The organism is Streptomyces sp. PsTaAH-137 (genome assembly GCF_003259365.1).
GTDB lineage: Bacteria > Actinomycetota > Actinomycetes > Streptomycetales > Streptomycetaceae > Streptomyces.
The window spans coordinates 760,949-777,464 of sequence record NZ_QLLY01000001.1 but is presented as its reverse complement, the minus strand read 5'-3'; the positions used below and the strand labels follow the sequence as shown (position 1 = coordinate 777,464).

The window sequence follows — 16,516 nt, the reverse complement described above, 5'->3', positions numbered from 1 at the left end:
CTAGAGCCCCTCCGCAAAGGTCAGCGGCACCTCCAGCCGCGCGGCGAGTTCGTCGGGTGTGATGCCGAAGGTGCGCGTCACCCGGACACCGTGCGCGCCGATGTCGAACACGGCGAGATCGGTGTAGACGCGGTCGACGCAGCCGAGCCCGGTGAGCGGATAGGTGCAGTCCGGCACGAGCTTGGGGGTGCCGTCCTTGGTGAAGAGGGTCATCATCACGAAAACCTTCTTGGCGCCGATCGCCAGGTCCATGGCGCCGCCGACGGCGGGGATCGCGTCGGGCGCGCCCGTGTGCCAGTTGGCCAGGTCACCCGCAGCCGAGACCTGGAACGCGCCGAGGACGCAGATGTCCAGGTGGCCGCCGCGCATCATGGCGAAGGAGTCGGCGTGGTGGAAGTAGGCGGCTCCGGGCAGTTCCGTGACGGGGACCTTGCCCGCGTTGGTCAGGTCGGGGTCCACCTCGCCGTCGCGTGCGGCGGGGCCCATGTTGAGCATGCCGTTCTCGGTGTGGAGGACCACACCGGAGTCGGCGGGCAGATGGTCGGCGACGAGGGTCGGCTGGCCGATGCCCAGGTTGACGAAGGCGCCGCCGGGGATGTCCTGGGCGATGAGCGCGGCGATGTCGTGCTTGCCCAACGGCTGCTGCCGGTCCGTCACGGGGGTCGTCGCTCGGTCGTTCGGGGTCATCGGGGGCCTGCCTCCTGCACGATGCGGTCCACGTAGATGCTCGGGGTCACGACGGTCTCCGGGTCGAGTGCGCCGGTCTCCACGACCTCGTGGACCTGCGCGATCACGGTGGTCGCCGCGGTGGCCATGACCGGGCCGAAGTTGCGGGCGGTCTTGCGGTAGACGAGGTTGCCCATGCGGTCGGCGCGATGGGCGCCGATCAGCGCGACGTCGCCCTTGATCGGGTATTCGAGGACGTACGTACGGCCGTCGATCTCGCGGGTCTCCTTGCCCTCGGCGAGCAGGGTCCCGGCGCCCGTCGGGCAGTAGAAGGCGCCGATCCCGGCTCCGGCCGCGCGCATGCGTTCGGCGAGGTTGCCCTGCGGCACGACCTCCAGTTCGATCCTGCCGGTGCGGTAGAGGTCGTCGAAGACCCAGGAGTCGGCCTGGCGCGGGAAGGAGCAGATCACCTTGCGGACCCGCCTCTTGGCGAGGAGCGCGGCGAGTCCGGTGTCGCCGTTGCCGGCGTTGTTGGAGACGACGGTGAGGTCGGTGGCTCCCTGGCGGATGAGCGCGTCGATCAGCTCGACCGGCATACCGGCCATGCCGAAGCCGCCGACGAGCACGGTGGAGCCGTCCTCGATCCCGGCGACCGCCTCGTCCGGGGTGGCACACAGCCGGGTGGTCATCGCTTCGCCTCCGTGACGTTCTCCAGGACGACCGCGAGGGCCTGGCCGACACCGATGCAGATGGCGGCCACGCCCCAGCGCTCGCCGGACGTGCGCAGCCGGTGGGCGAGGGTGCCCAGGAGGCGGCCGCCGGAGGCGCCGAGGGGGTGGCCGAGCGCGATCGCGCCGCCCTTGGTGTTGACGATGTCCGGGTCGATGTCCCAGGCGTCGACGCAGGCGAGGGACTGCACGGCGAACGCCTCGTTGAGCTCGACTTCTCCCACGTCCCGCCAGGAGATCCCCGCCGCCTTCAGCGCCCGGTTCGCCGCCTCCACCGGGGCGTAGCCGAACAGGTGCGGGTCGAGTGCGGACACGCCGCGTCCGGCGACGCGGGCGAGCGGGTCGCTGCCGATCCGGGCGGCGGCGGCCTCCGAGCCCAGCAGGACGGCCGAGGCGCCGTCGCTCAGCGGGGAGGCGTTGCCCGCGGTGATGACACCGTCGGGCCGGAACACCGGCTTGAGCCCGGCCAGCTTCTCCGCGGTGGAGCCGGGCCGGATGCCCTCGTCCCGGTCGAGCGTGGTGCCCTTGGCGTCCACGGTGACGGGGACGACCAGGTCGTCGTAGAAACCGTCGTTCCAGGCGGCGTCGGCGAGCCGGTGGGAGCGGGCGGCGAAGGTGTCCTGGCGTTCGCGCGGGACGGAGAAGCGGTCCGCGAGCTGTTCGTTCGCCTCGCCCAGGGAGACGGTCCACTCCTCGGGCATCCGCTCGTTGACCAGGCGCCAGCCGAGCGTCGTGGACACGGCGGTCATGTCCCCGGCGGGGAAGGCGCGCGAGGGCTTGGGCAGGACCCAGGGCGCGCGGGTCATCGACTCGACGCCGCCGGTGAGCACGATGTCCGCGTCTCCGGTCTCGATGGCGCGGGAGGCGATGATCGCCGCGTCCAGGGAGGAGCCGCACAGCCGGTTCACGGTCGTGGCGGGCACCGAGGTGGGCAGCCCCGCGAGCAGGACGGCCATCCTGCCGACGTTGCGGTTGTCCTCGCCCGCGCCATTGGCATTGCCCCAGACCACGTCGCCGATCTCGGCCGGGTCGAGGGCGGGCGTCTTGGCCAGGGTCCCGGTGACGGCGAGCGCCGCGAGATCGTCGGGCCGGACGTTCGCGAGCGCCCCGGAGAACTTCCCGAAGGGCGTGCGCGCTGCTGCGTACAGATAGCTGTGGGTCACCCCGTCACGCTAGGTGCGCCCCGTTCATCGCGTCCAAGACCTAGTCGGCATTGATTGATAAGCGGCGCTTATAACGACAGTTAGGATCGGGAGCATGGAACTGCGTCAGCTCCGGTACTTCCTCGCCCTCGCCGAGGAGTGCCACTTCGGGCGCGCGGCGGCCCGGCTGCACGTCGCGCAGCCCGCTCTGTCCCAGCAGATCAAGCAGTTGGAGCGCGAGCTGGGCGTGCCGTTGTTCAACCGGTCGACGCGTCGTGTCGAACCGACCGAGGCCGGCCGTCAGCTCACGGGGTACGCCCGCGCGCTGGTCGCGGAGGAGGAGCGGGCGCGGGTCCACCTGCACGAGCTGGCCACCGGGCACGCCGGGCGGGTGTCCGTCGGCTTCATCGGCACGGCGACGTACGACGTGCTGCCGCGGGTGGCCCGCACCGTCCGCGCACGGCTGCCCGGGATCACCCTGGACCTGCGCGGCGAACTGCTCACCCCGGAGCTCGTGGAGGGGCTGACATCGGGCACGTACGACCTGGCGGTCCTGCGCGGTCGGGTCACCGCCGACGACCTGCGCGTCACCTCGCTGCGGTCCGAGCCGCTGGTGGCCGTGCTGCCCGCGCACCATCCGCTGGCCGGGCAGCCGCACATCCCGCTGAAGGCGCTGGCCGACGAGCCGTTCGTCGTCCACCCTTCGCGGTCCCGCTCCTCGATGTACGACCTGGTGCTGTCGGCCTGCGAGCGGGCGGGTTTCCGTCCCGTCTCGCTGACCGAGGTCGGTGAGACGGCGACCCTGGTCGTCTTCGTGGCCGCCGGGCACGGTGTCGCCCTCGTCCCGCAGTCGGTACGGAGCCTCAGCCTGGAAGGCGTCGTCTACGTCCCGCTGGCGGATCCCGAGCCGGTCGACCTGCTGCTCGCGCGGCGGGCCCAGCGGAACTCACCCGCAGCGGAGCAGGTCGCCTCGGTGATCGAGCAGTGCGTGGCCGAGTGACGTTCCGCGCGATCAGCCCGCAGGCGTCGGCGGCCGGTGCGCGGTGGCGAGCCCGTTCCCGTCCGCCTCATCCGGCGCACGCAGGACCCTCATCCCGCCGCCCGGTCAGCCGACGGTGAAGTCCACCGCCTCGGTGTCCAGGGTGGTGGTGCCGTCCGCGTCGGTGGCGAGCACGGCGACGTGCCAGGGGCCGCGCGGGAACTCGGCGGCGTCGGCGGCGGTCACCCTGACGGTGTACGCGCACCGTTCGGTGTCCCCGCCCGCGGGCTTGCAGCGGGCCGGCTCCGCCCGGGTCATCTCCTCGGCGGTCGGCGGCTTCCCGGCGAGCCCGGACTTCTCGGGCCAGGCCAGCACCTTGAGGCTCTTCAGGCCGGAGGGTGCCGTGGCCTCGGTGGCGAAGGTGAAGGAGCCGTCCCGGTCGCCCTGCGGGGCGGTGTAGCGGGCGGTGCTGTGCGCCAGGACGGGTGCGCCGTCCCCGGCGTAGGCGAGGGCGAAGGCTCCGGCGCCCGCGAGGACGGCGGCACCTGCGACGGCGGACAGGACGATGCGACGGGACATGACGAATTCTCCGTAACCGGCGCGAACGCCCTCGGTCGACGGAGGCCGACCGGACCGGCCGCGCCTCCGCCCCGATCCTCGCAACGCGCGGCCTTCGCCCACCTGAGTACGCGCACTCAATGCGCCCTGGGTGATCGGACCGGCCGGGGTTGCGCGCGGTTTCGGGCTGCCGGACGATCCGAGGGACGTGATCGACAAAAGGGAGACGAGGATGCCCGAGGCGCCGGAGCCCACGGAGACGGCAGCGGTCCAGCACAGCGACTTCGGGCGCCGGGTGGCGGCGCGCCGACAGGAACTCGGCCTCACCGCCCAGGACCTGGCGGACCGGACCGGCGCCTCGGAGGCGTACGTCCGGTACGTGGAGGAGCAGGCCGCGCACCCCGCCTCCGGCTTCGCCCTGCGGCTGGCCGCCGCCCTGGACACCGACGTCGACACCCTGCTCGGCGGCACGTACACGCGCCCGCCCGGCACCGCCGACGCGGCGCGCACCCCCGAGTTCCTGGAACTGTCGGAGCAGGAGTGCCGCGCGCTGCTGTCGTCGCACGGCGTGGGCCGGGTGGCCGTCCAGCTGCCGCACGGGCCGGTGGTGCTGCCGGTCAACTACACGATGACGTCCGACGGTTCGGTCGCCTTCCGTACGCGGCCGGGCTCGTCCCTCTCGGGCGCCACCGGCCAGGAGGTCGCCTTCGAGGTGGACCGGGTGGACGACGCGCTGAGCGAGGGCTGGAGCGTGCTCGTCGTCGGCGTCGCGTGCACGGTCACCGACCCGGACACCGCCGCCGCGCTGGTCGACCAGGCCCACTCCGAGCCGTGGGCCGGGGGCGAGCGGGACCAGTGGCTGCTCGTCACTCCGCGCCGGATCAGCGGACGCCGGATCCGCCGCGCCACCGGCTGAGCCGCCCGGCCGGCCGTACGGCGGATCACCCGTTCGGGCTCCGTGGGGAATCGGTGTCAGGCGGCGCCGCCGTTGGCGAAGAGCACCTGGCCGTTGATCCAGCGGCCGTCGGGGCCGGCCAGGAAGGCGACCGCGTTCGCGATGTCCTCCGGCGTGCCGAGCCGTCCCAGCGCGGAGCCCGAGGCGATCCGCTCGATGAGTTCGGGGCTCTTGCCGTCCAGGAAGAGCGGGGTCGCGGTGGGCCCGGGCGCCACGGCGTTGACGGTGATGTCCCGGCCGCCCAGCTCGCGGGCGAGGATCAGGGTCATCGACTCGACGGCGCCCTTGGTCGCCGCGTAGGCACCGTAGGTCGGCTGCTGCAACCGGGTGACGGAGGTCGAGAAGTTGATCAGCGCGCCGCCGGGACGGAGCCTGCGGGCGGCTAGCTGGGAGACGACGAACGTGCCGCGTACGTTGACCCGGTGCATCCGGTCGAAGGTGTCCAGGTCCATCTCGGCCACCCGCGCCAGCTTCATGATCCCGGCGGTGTTGACCACGACGTCCACCCCGCCGAAGCGCTCCTCGGCGGCGTCGAACAGCCGCGTCATCTCCGCGGGTTCGGCGACGTCACCCGGCGCCGCGTAGGCCGTGCCGCCCGCGGCGGTGATCGACTCCACGACCTCCGCGGCCCGGTCGGCCGACCCCGCGTAGTGGACGACGACCGCGATGCCCTCGTCGGCGAGCCGGCGGGCGACCGCGCCGCCGATACCGCCCGATCCGCCCGTCACCACGGCGACCCTGCGTCCGTCGCGCCCTGCGTCCGTCATCGTCTTCTCCTTGCGAGGTGTCTTCTGTGTTTTCACCTTCCGCCATTCCTGGACTATTTGTCTAATGAATCATTGATATCTAGAGTATGCGCATGGTGCATATGGAACGGGTGGATCTGAACCTGCTCGGCCCGCTCTCCGCGCTGCTGACGGAGCGGCATGTCTCGCGCGCTGCCGAACTGGCCGGGATGAGTCAGCCCGCGATGAGCCGGGCCCTGCAGCGGCTGCGGGACACCTTCGGCGACGAGCTGCTGGTCCGCGCGCCGGGCGGGTACCGACTCACCCCACGTGCCGAGCGCATCCAGCACGGGCTCGACGCGGTCGTGCCCCGCCTGGAGACGCTGTTCGCGCCGGAGACGTTCGCGCCGGCCGAGGCGGCCGAGGCGTTCCGGATCGCGGGGACCGACTACGCCTCCGTGTTCGTCCCGGCCCTCTTCCAGCGGGTGTTCAGCCGGTCGCCGCGCTCGACCGTGGACTTCGGCAGGTGGCACGACGACATCGCGGAGGACATCGACCACGGCCGGGTGGACCTGCTGTTCCACGCCGCCGGGAAGGTCTCCCCCGGGCTGCGCACGGAGCATCTCTTCGACGACCCGTTCATGTGCGTCATGGCGCGGGACCACCCGCTGGCCGATGTGCGGCAGCCGGCTCTGGACGACTACCTCGACGCGGTGCACGTCGTCGTCGGCACCGTCGCCGGGCGGCAGGTCGCGATCGACGATCTGCTGGACCGGCACCACCGGCCGCGCCGGGCCGGTCTGTGCGTGCCGTATCACTCCGTGGCGGCGCGGGCGGTGCCGGGCACGGCGCTGATCGCGACCCTCCCCCGCCGGTTCGCCGTCGAGCACACGGCGGATCCCGCGCTGCGCGTCCTGCCCGCGCCGCCCGAGATCACCCCGCTGCGCTATCACATGGCCTGGCATCCGCGCCTGGACGACGACCCGGCGCAGCGCTGGCTGCGCGGCACGGTCCGCGAGGTCCTCGCCGACTGAGCCGTGTGAGCCGGCTGAGCCGTGTGAGCCGTGTGAGCGTGCCGCCCGCTCAGCCGGTGACGATCCGCTCGGCGCGCGGCCCCGCCGTCTCCCGCACCCCGAGCACCACCGTGACCAGGGTCAGCAGCCCGGCGGCCATCAGGTACCAGGACGGGGAGAGGTCGTTGCCCGTCGAGCTGACCAGCCAGGTGGCGATGTAGGGCGCGGTGCCGCCGAAGAGGGCGACCGAGATGTTGTACGGGATGGCGATGGCGCCGGTGCGGATCCGGGCCGGGAACAGTTCGGCCATGCTGGCGTTGGCCGCACCGTCGTACGCGGCGATGGGCAGGCCCAGGATCACCATGGCGGCGACGGCGAGCAGGGCGTTGTCGTAGGACATCAGGAGCAGGCACGGCCAGGCCAGCACGATCAGGCCGAGGGCTCCGCCGATGAGCAGCGGCTTGCGTCCCACGCGGTCGGAGAGCAGTCCGGCGCAGGGGATGAGGACAGCGACGGCGCCCATGCAGACGGTCGACGCGGCGAACGACGCGGTCTGGCTGAAGTGCACCGTGTCGGTGAGGTAGCTGACCATGAAGGTCTGCAGGGTCCAGTGCGCGACGCCCTTGAGGACGATGACCCCGGCCAGGATCAGCATGGGGCGTCCACTGGTGCGCAGCGTCTCGCGCAGCGGCGCCTTCGCGACCTCGCCGGACTTCTCCATGCGCACGAACTCCGGTGTGTCGTCCAGCTTGAGCCGCAGGTAGAGGCCCGCGACGCCGAGTGGCAGGGCGAGCAGGAACGGGATGCGCCAGGCGTACGAGGCCATGCGGTCGTCGCCGAACGCGACGGACAGGACGAGGGCGACGCCCGCGCCGACGACGAACGCGACGAAGCCGAGGGCGGCTCCGTAACTCGTGTAGTAGCCGCGGCGGTTGCGGGGCGCGTACTCGAACAGCAGGCTCACCGCGCTGGAGGTCTCACCGCCCGCGGCGAAGCCCTGCACCAGGCGGACGAGGACGAGCAGGACCGGCGCGAGGGCGCCGACCGTGGCATAGGTGGGCAGGACGCCGATCGCGAAGGTCGACAGCGAGGTGATGAGGACCGTGATCGCGAGGACGCGGTTGCGGCCGACGCGGTCGGCGAGCGGTCCGAAGTAGAGGGCGCCGATCGGCCGGATCGCGAAGCCGACGGCGAAGATGGCGAAGGTGGACAGCAGGGCGGAGGTGCGGTCGCCGGACGCGAAGAAGCTGCCCGCGATGACGGACGACAGCGTGCCGTAGATGCCGATGTCGAACCACTCGACGAAGTTGCCGATGCTGCCGGCGATCAGCACGCGGCGCGAGGGCGTGGCGGGCGGGGCGCCGGCCTCCTGGCCGACGGGCGCGGTGGTCTGCTCTTGCATCGGGGCCTCGCAGGGGGAGTGCGGAACGGGAGCGGAGACGGCGGCAGGCGGGGCTCTGTGCGGCACGGGCTGCCGGGATGCGCCCCCGGGACGATGTCCGGGATGTTGAGAGCGCATAGCCACGATATTAATGATGCTTGCTCTATTTACAAGTCCTATGCAAACTGTGGATTGCTACATCAACGAAACAGCTCGAAGGGGCTTCGCATGGCTCGCATCACGCACGTACGCAGTCACGTGCTCAAACTGGAAGGCACCCGGGCCTACCTGGGGCGGCTGGAGGACGGCGCCGAGCTGACGCCGGAGCGCGGATATGTCGTGCGGGAGCCGTGGCGCAGCCTGTACTCGGGGCGGTTCGAGACGCTGCTGGTGGAGATCAGCACCGATGAGGGCTGCACCGGCTGGGGCGAGGCGCTGGCGCCGGTCGGGCCCGAGATCCCGGCGGCCGTCGTCGACCGGCTCCTGGCCGACCAGCTCGTCGGCCAGGACCCGACCCGCGTACGCCCTCTGTGGCATCGCATGCGTGAACTGATGCGTGAGCGCGGCCATCTGACCGGACATCAGGCGGATGCGATGGCCGCCGTCGACATCGCCCTGTGGGATCTGCACGGCCGGCTGACCGGCCTGTCGGTCGCCGAACTGCTCGGCGGCGCCCACCGCGACCACGTACCGGCCTATGTCTCCGGGCTGCCGGAGCCGACGGACGAACTGCGCGCGCGGCTCGCGGTGTCCTACGCCGAGCAGGGCGCCACCATGGTCAAACTGGCCCTGGGCAAAGGCATCGAGGCCGATCTGGCCACCTACGACGCCGTCGCCGCGGCGGCCCCCGGGCTGCGGATCGCCGTCGACGCGCACTGGGCCTACCGCATCGGCGAGGCGCTGACGCTCGGCGCCGAACTCGACCGCAGGGGCGCCCTGTTCTACGAGGCGCCGCTCGCCCCCGAGGACATCGAGGGACATCGTGAGCTCGCCGCCCGCGTCACCACGCCGATCGCCGTCGGCGAGGCGATGCGCAACCGCTACGAGTTCGCCGACTGGATCGGCCGCCGCGCCCTGCGCCTGGCCCAGCCCGACGTCGCCCGCACCGGCATCACCGAGGCCACCACCATCGCCGAACTCGCCTCGGCCGCGCACGTCCCCGTCGCCTGCCACCACTCCGTCGGCCTCGGCGTCGCCCTGGCCGCGGGCATCCAGCTCAGCGCCGCGACGCAGGACTGCCCGTTCTTCGAGTTCCAGGCCGACTCACTGCCCGTCGCCCAGCGCATCCTGCGCACCCCCATCGACGTCACCCCGGCCGGCTACCAGCTGCCCAAGGGGCCCGGCCTCGGCATCGAGGTCGACGTCGACACCGTCCGCGAACTCTCCCAGGAGCACTGAACCTTGAGCACTCCGAACACCTCCACGCTCCCCCACGGCCTCATACCGATCCTCGCCACTCCCTTCACCGGCTCCGGCGAGCTGGACGTCCCGTCGCTGCGCACGCTGGTCGAGTTCCAGCTCGTGAGCGGTGTCGACGGTCTCGCCGTGTTCGGCATGGCCAGCGAGGGTTTCGCGCTCACCGAGCACGAGCGGACCGTGATCCTGCGCACCGTGCGGGACGTGGCCGGGCCCGAGGTGCCGCTGGTCGCCGGGGTGAACGGCACCAGCACCGTGACCGCGCGCGAGCTGGCCCGGCGCGCGGTCGACGGCGGCGCCGACCATCTGATGGTGCTGCCGCCGTTCCTGACCAAGCCGTCGCCGCCGCAGGTCCTGGAGTTCTTCGCCGATGTCGCCGCGTCGACCGACGCCTCGGTGATGATCCAGGACGCGCCCGGCGTGACCGGGGTGGCGCTGTCCGTCGAGCAGATCACGGCCCTCGCCGCCGAGCCGCGCATCCGCTCGGTCAAGGTCGAGGTGCCGTCGCCGCCGGCCAAGATGGCGGCCGTCGCCGCGGCGACCGGCGACGACTTCGCCGTCCTCGGCGGCCAGAACGCCCAGTTCCTGCTCGACGAGCACACCAATGGCTCGGTCGGCACCATGCCCGCCTGCGAGTTCTCCGACGTGCTCCGGGACGTACTGGACGCGCTCGACAAGGGAGAGCGGGCCCGGGGCCGGGCGCTGTACCGCATCCTTCAGCCGCTCATCCACATCGGCGTCCGCCAGGGCCAGGCCTGGGCCGTGCACAAGGAGGTCCTGGTCCGGCGCGGCATCATCGCCTCGGCCGCGGTCCGGCTGCCGGCCGCGCCCCTGGACGCGGTCACCCGGGCGGCGCTCGACGAGATCCTGGACGAGCTGGCCCTGCCCCGGTACTAGCCGACGCGCCCCTCATCAACTCGTCGTCGGATATAGGATGCACTATATGGATGCCTCATCTCGTAGCGCTGGCCCCGGGACGCAGACCGTGGAGCGGGCCCTCTCCCTGCTCACCTACTTCACCGACGAGCAGCCCGAGCGCCGGATCGCGGAACTGGTCGACCTGACCGGGCTCGGCCAGTCCACGGTCTCCCGGCTGGTGGGGGCGCTGGAATCGCTCGGCTACCTGGCGCGCGACGAGCGCACCGGGCTGCACCGGCTCGGCCCCCGCCTGGTCGGTCTGGCCGGTGTCGCCCTCAACCAGTCGCCCGTCCACCGGGCCTCCCGCCAGATCGCGCAGAACCTGGCGCACGAGACGGGACTCGGGGCCAATGTCTCGGAGCGGCAGGGCGACCAGATGTTCTACCTGTGCCACTTCGAGGGGCCCCGCGCGCCGCGTTCGTTCACCCTGATCGGCCGGCTCGCTCCCTTGCACGCCACGGCGATGGGCAAGGCCCTGCTCAGCGGGATGAAGGACGACGAGGTCGCGGCGCTGCTGGGACGCACGTATCCGGCGTACACGAAGCACACCTTCACCGATCTGGACGCGCTGGTCGCCTCGCTCGACGAGGTGCGCCGCCTCGGCTACGCCACGGAGGTCGAGGAACTGGCCCTGGGGCGGGCCTGTCTCGCGGTTCCGGTACGCGACCGGTCGGGCGACATCGTCGCCGCGCTCTCGGTGTCGGGCTCGCTGTCCGCCATGGATCTCACCCACCGGGCGGACGAACTGGGCAGCCTCGTCATCGAGCAGGCCGACCAGGTCTCGACGAGCCTGGGCTATCTGCACTGACCGACGGATGGGCGGCAATTGGCTCCGGACGACCCGGTGACACGCGGTTAGCTTAGGCTAAGCTAACCGCGTGTCGAAGAACCCCAGGCTTGTCCCGAAGCACCCCGGCCTCTTCCGCGGTGAAGTGGTGCGCAGTGTGCGTTTCTCCCCGTCGATCCAGCGTGTGACGGTGACCGGTGACGCCTTCGCCACGTTCCCGTGGCGCGGCTACGACCACTGGTTCCGGCTCTTCTTCAAACTGCCGCACCAGGACAGCTTCGAGCTGCCTCACCTGTCGGGCGCCAAATGGTGGGAGCCGTATCTCGCCCTCCCCGAGCAGGTGCGCCCGCACTGCGCCAACTACACCGTGGCGGGCTTCCGTCCGGAGTCGGCGGAGCTGGACATCGACTTCGTGGTGCACTGCGGTCCGACCGGTGAGGCCGAGGGCGCGGCCGCGATCTGGGCCTGCGCCACCACCCCGGGCGACCCGATGGCCCTGCTCGACCAGGGCCTGCTGTTCGACTGCCCCGACGACGCCTCCGAGGTGCTGGTGGTCGCCGACGAGAGCGGCCTGCCCGCCATGGGCGGCGTCCTGCGCTCCCTCCCCCGCGGCACCGTCGGCCGTGTCATCCAGGAGATCCCCGCCCACGGCGACCGGCGCGAACTCCACGCGCCGGACGGCATCCAGGTGACCTGGGTGGTCCGCGACGACGCCGGCGCCGTACCCGGTGCGGCCGCTCTGGAGGAGCTGCGGCGCCACGAGAAGGTGTCCGACACGGGATACGCCTTCGTCGTCGGCGAGTCGACGCTCGCCACGGAGGGCCGCCGCCATCTGCACCGGGCGGGTCTCCCGAAGGACCGGATCACGTTCTCCGGCTTCTGGAAGCACAGCGCGGCGCGGCTGCAGAAAGCGGGATGAGGCGGGCGGTTCCCGCCACTCGCCGTTGGGGCAGTCACCGATGAGTCCGTCACGGTAGAACCCGTCGAGCGAACGGTTCTGCGTACAGAAGCCTGTGCGCGGAACCGTTCACGATCTACCGTGGGCCCCATGCCTCACGCCGAAGGGCACTGCCACCGCCTGCGACAGCGCGAGACCGCCGGTCGGGTCGACCTCTCCACCTGCCTCCTCCCCGAATCCGACGCGTCCGCGGCGCGGGCAGCATGACGGAGGGCGTCGGGAAGTCCGGGCGCATACCCGGCGAGCGGTCCTTACGGCCGCTGAGCGGCGTGCTGGCGGCCATGGCCGTGTCGCTGACCGGGACGCGGATCTCGGCAGTGGCGCTGCCCTGGTTCGTGCTCGTCACGACCGGGAGCGCCACCCGGACCGGGCTGGTGGCCTTCGTCGAGATGACGCCGTACGTGCTGGTCAAGGCGTTCACAGGGCCGCTGGTGGACCGGGTCGGGCCGCGCACCGTGTCCTGGACCACGGATCTGGTCAGCGCTGCCGCCGCCGCGGCCGTCCCGCTCTTCCACACTCTGGATCTGCTGTCCTTCCCCCTGCTGCTGGCGCTGGTCGCGGTGATCGGCGCGGCCCGTGGTCCGGGCGATCTGGCCAAGGAGGTCATGGTCCCGGAGGCGGCCGAGCGGGGCGGGGTGCCGCTGGAGCGGGCCACCGGCCTGTCGGGAGTGATCGAACGGCTCGCGTCCACCGTGGGCCCCGCGACGGGCGGCGCCCTGGTGATGCTGCTCGGCCCGCTGACGGGGCTCGTCGTCAACGCGGGCTGCTTCGCGCTCGGTTCGGTGCTGATCGGTCTTGCCCTGCCGCACGGAATGGGGCGTGCGGCCGAGGACGTTCCGGCCTCCGCGGACGCGCCGGCGCCGGGCTACTGGCGGCGGTTCGGCGAGGGCTTCACGTTCCTTCGCCGCGAGCCGCTGCTGCTCGCCGTCGTCGTCACGGTGGGGATCACCAACCTGCTGGACGCGGCGATGTCCACGGTGCTCATCCCCGTCTGGGCCGACGCCTCCGGCCACGGCCCGGCGGCGATCGGCCTGGTGGGTACCGCGATGGGGGCGGCCGCCGTGGCCGGGAGCCTCATCGCCGCCGCGGCCGCGCACCGGCTGCCGCGCCGGGCCGTGTTCTTCACCGGCTTCCTGCTGGCCGGAGCGCCGCGCTTCCTGGTCCTCGCGCTCGACGCCCCTTTGGGGGTGGTGCTTGCGGTGTTCGCCGTCACCGGGTTCGGGGCCGGGTTCATCAACCCGGTGCTGGGCGCCGTGCTCTTCGAGCGGGTCCCGCGGCCCATGCTCGGCCGGGTCAACGCGCTCGGTGACTCGCTGGCCTGGGCCGGAATCCCGCTCGGCGGTCTGCTCGCCGGGGCTGCGGTCACCGCGGCCGGGCTCGCGCCGGTGCTGCTCGTGTGCGGGGTCGCGTACTTCCTCACCACCAACCTGGCGGGCCTGCGACCGGAATGGCGGACGATGGACCGGGCGCGCCGGCAAGTGCTGGACCCCGCCGGGTGACGGCCCGGCCCCTCTTCCTCCTGCTCAGAGCCGGCTCGTCGCCAGCCACACAGTGACCCCCGCGATGACGATGAGCCCGAGATTGAGCGCGATCCTGCGGTCCCCCATCCGCAGGTGCACCCAGGTCGCCGCCAGTTGCAGGAAGACGAAGCCGACAGCCGCGGCGAGGGCCAGCCAGGGGGCGATGCCGGTCAGCGGTGGGAGAAGGAGGCCGAGTGCGCCGAGGACCTCGATCAGGCCGATGCCCCTGACGGCCGTCATCGGCATGCTGTCCACCCAGGCCATCATCGGCCGCAACCGATCTCGGCTCCGGACCAGCTTCACCCCGCCCCCGTAGAGGTAGAAGAGGGCCAGCAGGCCGGCGACGATCCAGTACGCGAGGTGCACGGCGGTCCTTTCGAGACGCGGCGGCGGTGCTGCACCGCCTGTCCCGATTCCACGGCCGGGCGGGCCGTTCTGTCCAAGACCCGTTCCGCATCGCCGATACCCGATGGGTATCGTCGCAGCATGGAGCTACGGACGCTGCGCTACTTCGTGGCGGTCGCCGAGGAGTGCCACTTCGGGCGGGCCGCCGCGCGGCTGCACATGAGCCAGCCGCCGCTGAGCCGGGCGATCCGACGGCTGGAGACGGATCTCGGCGCCGTCCTGTTCGACCGCTCGCCCTCCGGAGTCTCCCTCACCCCGGCCGGGACGGTCCTGCTCCATGAGGCGCGCGCCCTGCTCGACCGGGCCGACCAGGCCCGCGACCGCGTGGCGGCGGCGACCGGTGGCGCGACCCTGACCGTCGGGCTGCTCGGCGACAGCGCCGACCCCGACGTACGCCGGCTGGCCGACGACTACCGGCGACGGCACCCGGCCGTGGACGTCCGGATCCGCGAGACCGGGCTGGCCGACCCCACCTGCGGACTGCACGCCGGTCTCGTCGATGTCGCCCTCACCCGCGCCCCGTTCGACGAAACCGGACTGGCCGTCCGGGCATTGCGCGCCGACCCGGTCGGGGCGCTGCTGCGTGCCGACGACCCGCTGGCCGACCGGACCGCTCTGCGCCTGGCGGACCTCGCCGACCGCGACTGGTTCACCTTCCCCGAGGGCACCGATCCGCTCTGGCAGTCGTACTGGAACGGTGGAACCCCTCGCGAGGGGCCCGTGGTGCGCGCGGTCCAGGAGTGCCGGCAGGCCGTGCTGTGGAACGGCACGGTCGGGATGACGCTCCTCGACCACGCACCGGGAGCAGGGCTCGCCGTGGTGCCGCTGGTCGACATGGAGCCGAGCCGCGCGGTGGTGGCGTGGCGGGCGGACGACACGGGTCCGCTGATCCGCTCGTTCGTCGCGGTGGCACTCGCCGCCTACACCGGCGCCCACGGCTGAGCGCCCGGCCCTACCCCGACACCTCCGTCAGCATCCGCCACCCCGGCGCGTACCGTCCGTGCAGGACGAGGGACGCGGCGCCCACCGCCCCGGCCGCCTCCCCGATCAGGCTGGGTTCGACCGTGACACGGCCCAACACCCTTGTCACGGAAGTGGAGTTGACGGCGGCATCGATCTCCTCGCCGAGCACCGTCTCCACACCGGCGAGGGCCTCGCCGCCGAGGACGACCCGGCTCACGTCGAGCAGGGCGACGGCTCCGCGCACCGCCTGTCCCATCCGGCGGCCCGCGAGCCGGACCACCTCGCAGGCCGCCGGGTCCCCGGCGCGCACCGCGCGCCGCAGCAGCTTCCAGTCGGCGCGTACGGCGTCGGGCTCGCCGGTGAGGCCGATGCGGCGGGCGGCTTCCGCGCCGTGCCGGACGAACAGGTCGTCGACCAGGGCGGCCGGGTTGCAGTTCGGGCCGAGGCAGCCGGTGCTCCCGCAGTCGCAGGGGCGGCCGCCGCCCTCGATCTGCACGTGGCCGATCTCTCCCGCGTTGCCCGAATCGCCGCGCAGCACCTGGTTGTTGAGCATGATGCCGGCGCCGACGCCCGCGCCCATGTAGACGAACAGGAAGCCGTCCGCGCGGTCCTTGCCGCCGATCCAGCGCTCGCCGATCGCCGCGGCCGTCGCGTCGTTGTCCATCGCGACGGCCATGCCGGTCGCCCCGGCGAACATGTCGAGCAGCGGCACCCGTCTCCAGCCGTCGAAGTTCGGCGGCTCCACCACCGTGCCGGTCTCGCCGTCGATGGGTCCGGGCGTCGCGATGCCGAGGCCGAGCAGCCGGGCGCGGTCGATCCCGGCGCGCTCGGGCAGCCTCAGCGCGGCGCGCGCCACCTTGTCGACGACCTCCTCGGGGACGCTCGGGCGCGGCAGCGCGAACCGGCGGCTGAGCAGCACCGATCCGGAGAGGTCGACGAGCGCGATCACGGCGGCGTCCGGATCGAGGTGCACCCCGAGCGCGTACGCGCCGTCGGCGCGCGGCGTCAGTAAGGTGCGGCGTTTGCCGCCGCTGGAGGGGGCGTGCCCCGACTCGGCGATGAGGCCCTCGTCGAGCAGTCGCCGTACGACGTTGGACACCGTCTGATTGGTGAGCCCCGTGAGCGGCCCCAACTCGACGCGGCTCACGGGTCCCCGGGTGCGGATGGCGTCCAGGACGACGGCCTGGTTGTAGCCGCCGACCCGGGGCAGGTTGGTGCCGCTTCGCACCATGGGACGCTCCTCTCTCGGGCACGGAGATCACCGAGATTATGCAGCAGGCGTTGACTTAGTCCATCCATTGGATTTAGGTAAGGCGCCAGACGCACCACGCACCCCACCAGCACCTGTCGCGTCGCCCTCCAGTACGCCCCGTATCTCCCGCAGTTACGCCCTCGTACCACT

The 16,516-nt window shown here is 72.3% G+C and carries 17 protein-coding genes; 9 read left to right on the top strand and 8 right to left on the bottom strand.

Annotated elements, in window-relative coordinates; all coding sequences use genetic code 11:
* Genes K377_RS03385 through K377_RS03375 form a run of 3 tightly spaced genes read right to left on the bottom strand, consistent with a single transcriptional unit; the run spans position 1 to position 2,557 of the window.
* Positions 1-687 (bottom strand): 3-oxoacid CoA-transferase subunit B, encoded by a 687-nt coding sequence (locus K377_RS03385; RefSeq protein WP_111661545.1) that lies wholly within the window; start codon positions 685-687, stop codon positions 1-3.
* Complete coding sequence (locus tag K377_RS03380; RefSeq protein ID WP_111661544.1) at positions 684-1,355, bottom strand: 3-oxoacid CoA-transferase subunit A; 672 nt, start codon at positions 1,353-1,355, stop codon at positions 684-686. Before K377_RS03380 ends, K377_RS03385 begins: the two co-directional genes overlap by 4 nt.
* On the bottom strand, positions 1,352-2,557 hold the full coding sequence (locus K377_RS03375) for a thiolase family protein (protein ID WP_111661543.1): 1,206 nt from the start codon (positions 2,555-2,557) through the stop codon (positions 1,352-1,354). Before K377_RS03375 ends, K377_RS03380 begins: the two co-directional genes overlap by 4 nt.
* 94 nt (positions 2,558-2,651) lie before the next feature.
* Here K377_RS03375 and K377_RS03370 point away from each other — a divergent pair, with 94 nt between their 5' ends.
* Entirely contained in the window at positions 2,652-3,536 is an 885-nt protein-coding gene (locus K377_RS03370) for a LysR family transcriptional regulator (RefSeq protein ID WP_111661542.1), read from the top strand.
* Between the two features lie 105 nt (positions 3,537-3,641).
* Here the strand turns inward: K377_RS03370 and K377_RS03365 are convergent, their stop codons facing one another.
* Complete coding sequence (locus K377_RS03365; protein WP_111661541.1) at positions 3,642-4,094, bottom strand: DUF5707 domain-containing protein; 453 nt, start codon at positions 4,092-4,094, stop codon at positions 3,642-3,644.
* Positions 4,095-4,305: 211 nt separating this feature from the next.
* Between K377_RS03365 and K377_RS03360 the strand changes: the two genes are divergently transcribed.
* A complete protein-coding gene (locus K377_RS03360) occupies positions 4,306-4,989 on the top strand; it encodes a pyridoxamine 5'-phosphate oxidase family protein (RefSeq protein ID WP_111661540.1) in 684 nt (227 codons plus the stop codon).
* 56 nt (positions 4,990-5,045) lie between these two features.
* Here K377_RS03360 and K377_RS03355 read toward each other — a convergent pair whose 3' ends face one another.
* Positions 5,046-5,795 (bottom strand): SDR family oxidoreductase, encoded by a 750-nt coding sequence (locus tag K377_RS03355; RefSeq protein ID WP_181512464.1) that lies wholly within the window; start codon positions 5,793-5,795, stop codon positions 5,046-5,048.
* Positions 5,796-5,887: 92 nt separating this feature from the next.
* Between K377_RS03355 and K377_RS03350 the strand changes: the two genes are divergently transcribed.
* Entirely contained in the window at positions 5,888-6,787 is a 900-nt protein-coding gene (locus K377_RS03350) for a LysR family transcriptional regulator (RefSeq protein ID WP_111661646.1), read from the top strand.
* A 49-nt stretch (positions 6,788-6,836) separates the two neighbouring features.
* Here K377_RS03350 and K377_RS03345 read toward each other — a convergent pair whose 3' ends face one another.
* Complete coding sequence (locus K377_RS03345; RefSeq protein WP_111661539.1) at positions 6,837-8,168, bottom strand: MFS transporter; 1,332 nt, start codon at positions 8,166-8,168, stop codon at positions 6,837-6,839.
* Between the two features lie 207 nt (positions 8,169-8,375).
* Here K377_RS03345 and K377_RS03340 point away from each other — a divergent pair, with 207 nt between their 5' ends.
* From K377_RS03340 to K377_RS03320, 5 genes are all read left to right on the top strand, one after another.
* Entirely contained in the window at positions 8,376-9,545 is a 1,170-nt protein-coding gene (locus K377_RS03340) for a mandelate racemase/muconate lactonizing enzyme family protein (RefSeq protein WP_111661538.1), read from the top strand.
* A gap of 3 nt (positions 9,546-9,548) precedes the next feature.
* Positions 9,549-10,460: a dihydrodipicolinate synthase family protein gene (locus K377_RS03335; protein ID WP_111661537.1), complete on the top strand. Its 912-nt coding sequence runs from the start codon at positions 9,549-9,551 to the stop codon at positions 10,458-10,460.
* Between the two features lie 46 nt (positions 10,461-10,506).
* A complete protein-coding gene (locus K377_RS03330; RefSeq protein ID WP_111661536.1) occupies positions 10,507-11,289 on the top strand; it encodes an IclR family transcriptional regulator in 783 nt (260 codons plus the stop codon).
* 70 nt (positions 11,290-11,359) lie between these two features.
* Positions 11,360-12,187 carry a siderophore-interacting protein gene (locus tag K377_RS03325; RefSeq protein WP_111661535.1) on the top strand — a complete coding sequence of 276 codons (828 nt, stop codon included), beginning with the start codon at positions 11,360-11,362 and terminating at the stop codon, positions 12,185-12,187.
* Positions 12,188-12,429: 242 nt separating this feature from the next.
* Positions 12,430-13,725 (top strand): MFS transporter, encoded by a 1,296-nt coding sequence (locus tag K377_RS03320; protein ID WP_111661534.1) that lies wholly within the window; start codon positions 12,430-12,432, stop codon positions 13,723-13,725.
* A 24-nt stretch (positions 13,726-13,749) separates the two neighbouring features.
* On the opposite strand, the gene K377_RS03315 is transcribed toward K377_RS03320, so the two are convergent.
* Positions 13,750-14,112: a DoxX family protein gene (locus K377_RS03315; RefSeq protein WP_111661533.1), complete on the bottom strand. Its 363-nt coding sequence runs from the start codon at positions 14,110-14,112 to the stop codon at positions 13,750-13,752.
* 120 nt (positions 14,113-14,232) lie between these two features.
* Here K377_RS03315 and K377_RS03310 point away from each other — a divergent pair, with 120 nt between their 5' ends.
* A complete protein-coding gene (locus tag K377_RS03310; protein ID WP_111661532.1) occupies positions 14,233-15,093 on the top strand; it encodes a LysR family transcriptional regulator in 861 nt (286 codons plus the stop codon).
* A gap of 10 nt (positions 15,094-15,103) precedes the next feature.
* Here K377_RS03310 and K377_RS03305 read toward each other — a convergent pair whose 3' ends face one another.
* Positions 15,104-16,345 carry an ROK family transcriptional regulator gene (locus tag K377_RS03305; RefSeq protein ID WP_111661531.1) on the bottom strand — a complete coding sequence of 414 codons (1,242 nt, stop codon included), beginning with the start codon at positions 16,343-16,345 and terminating at the stop codon, positions 15,104-15,106.
* Positions 16,346-16,516 lie beyond the last annotated feature (171 nt).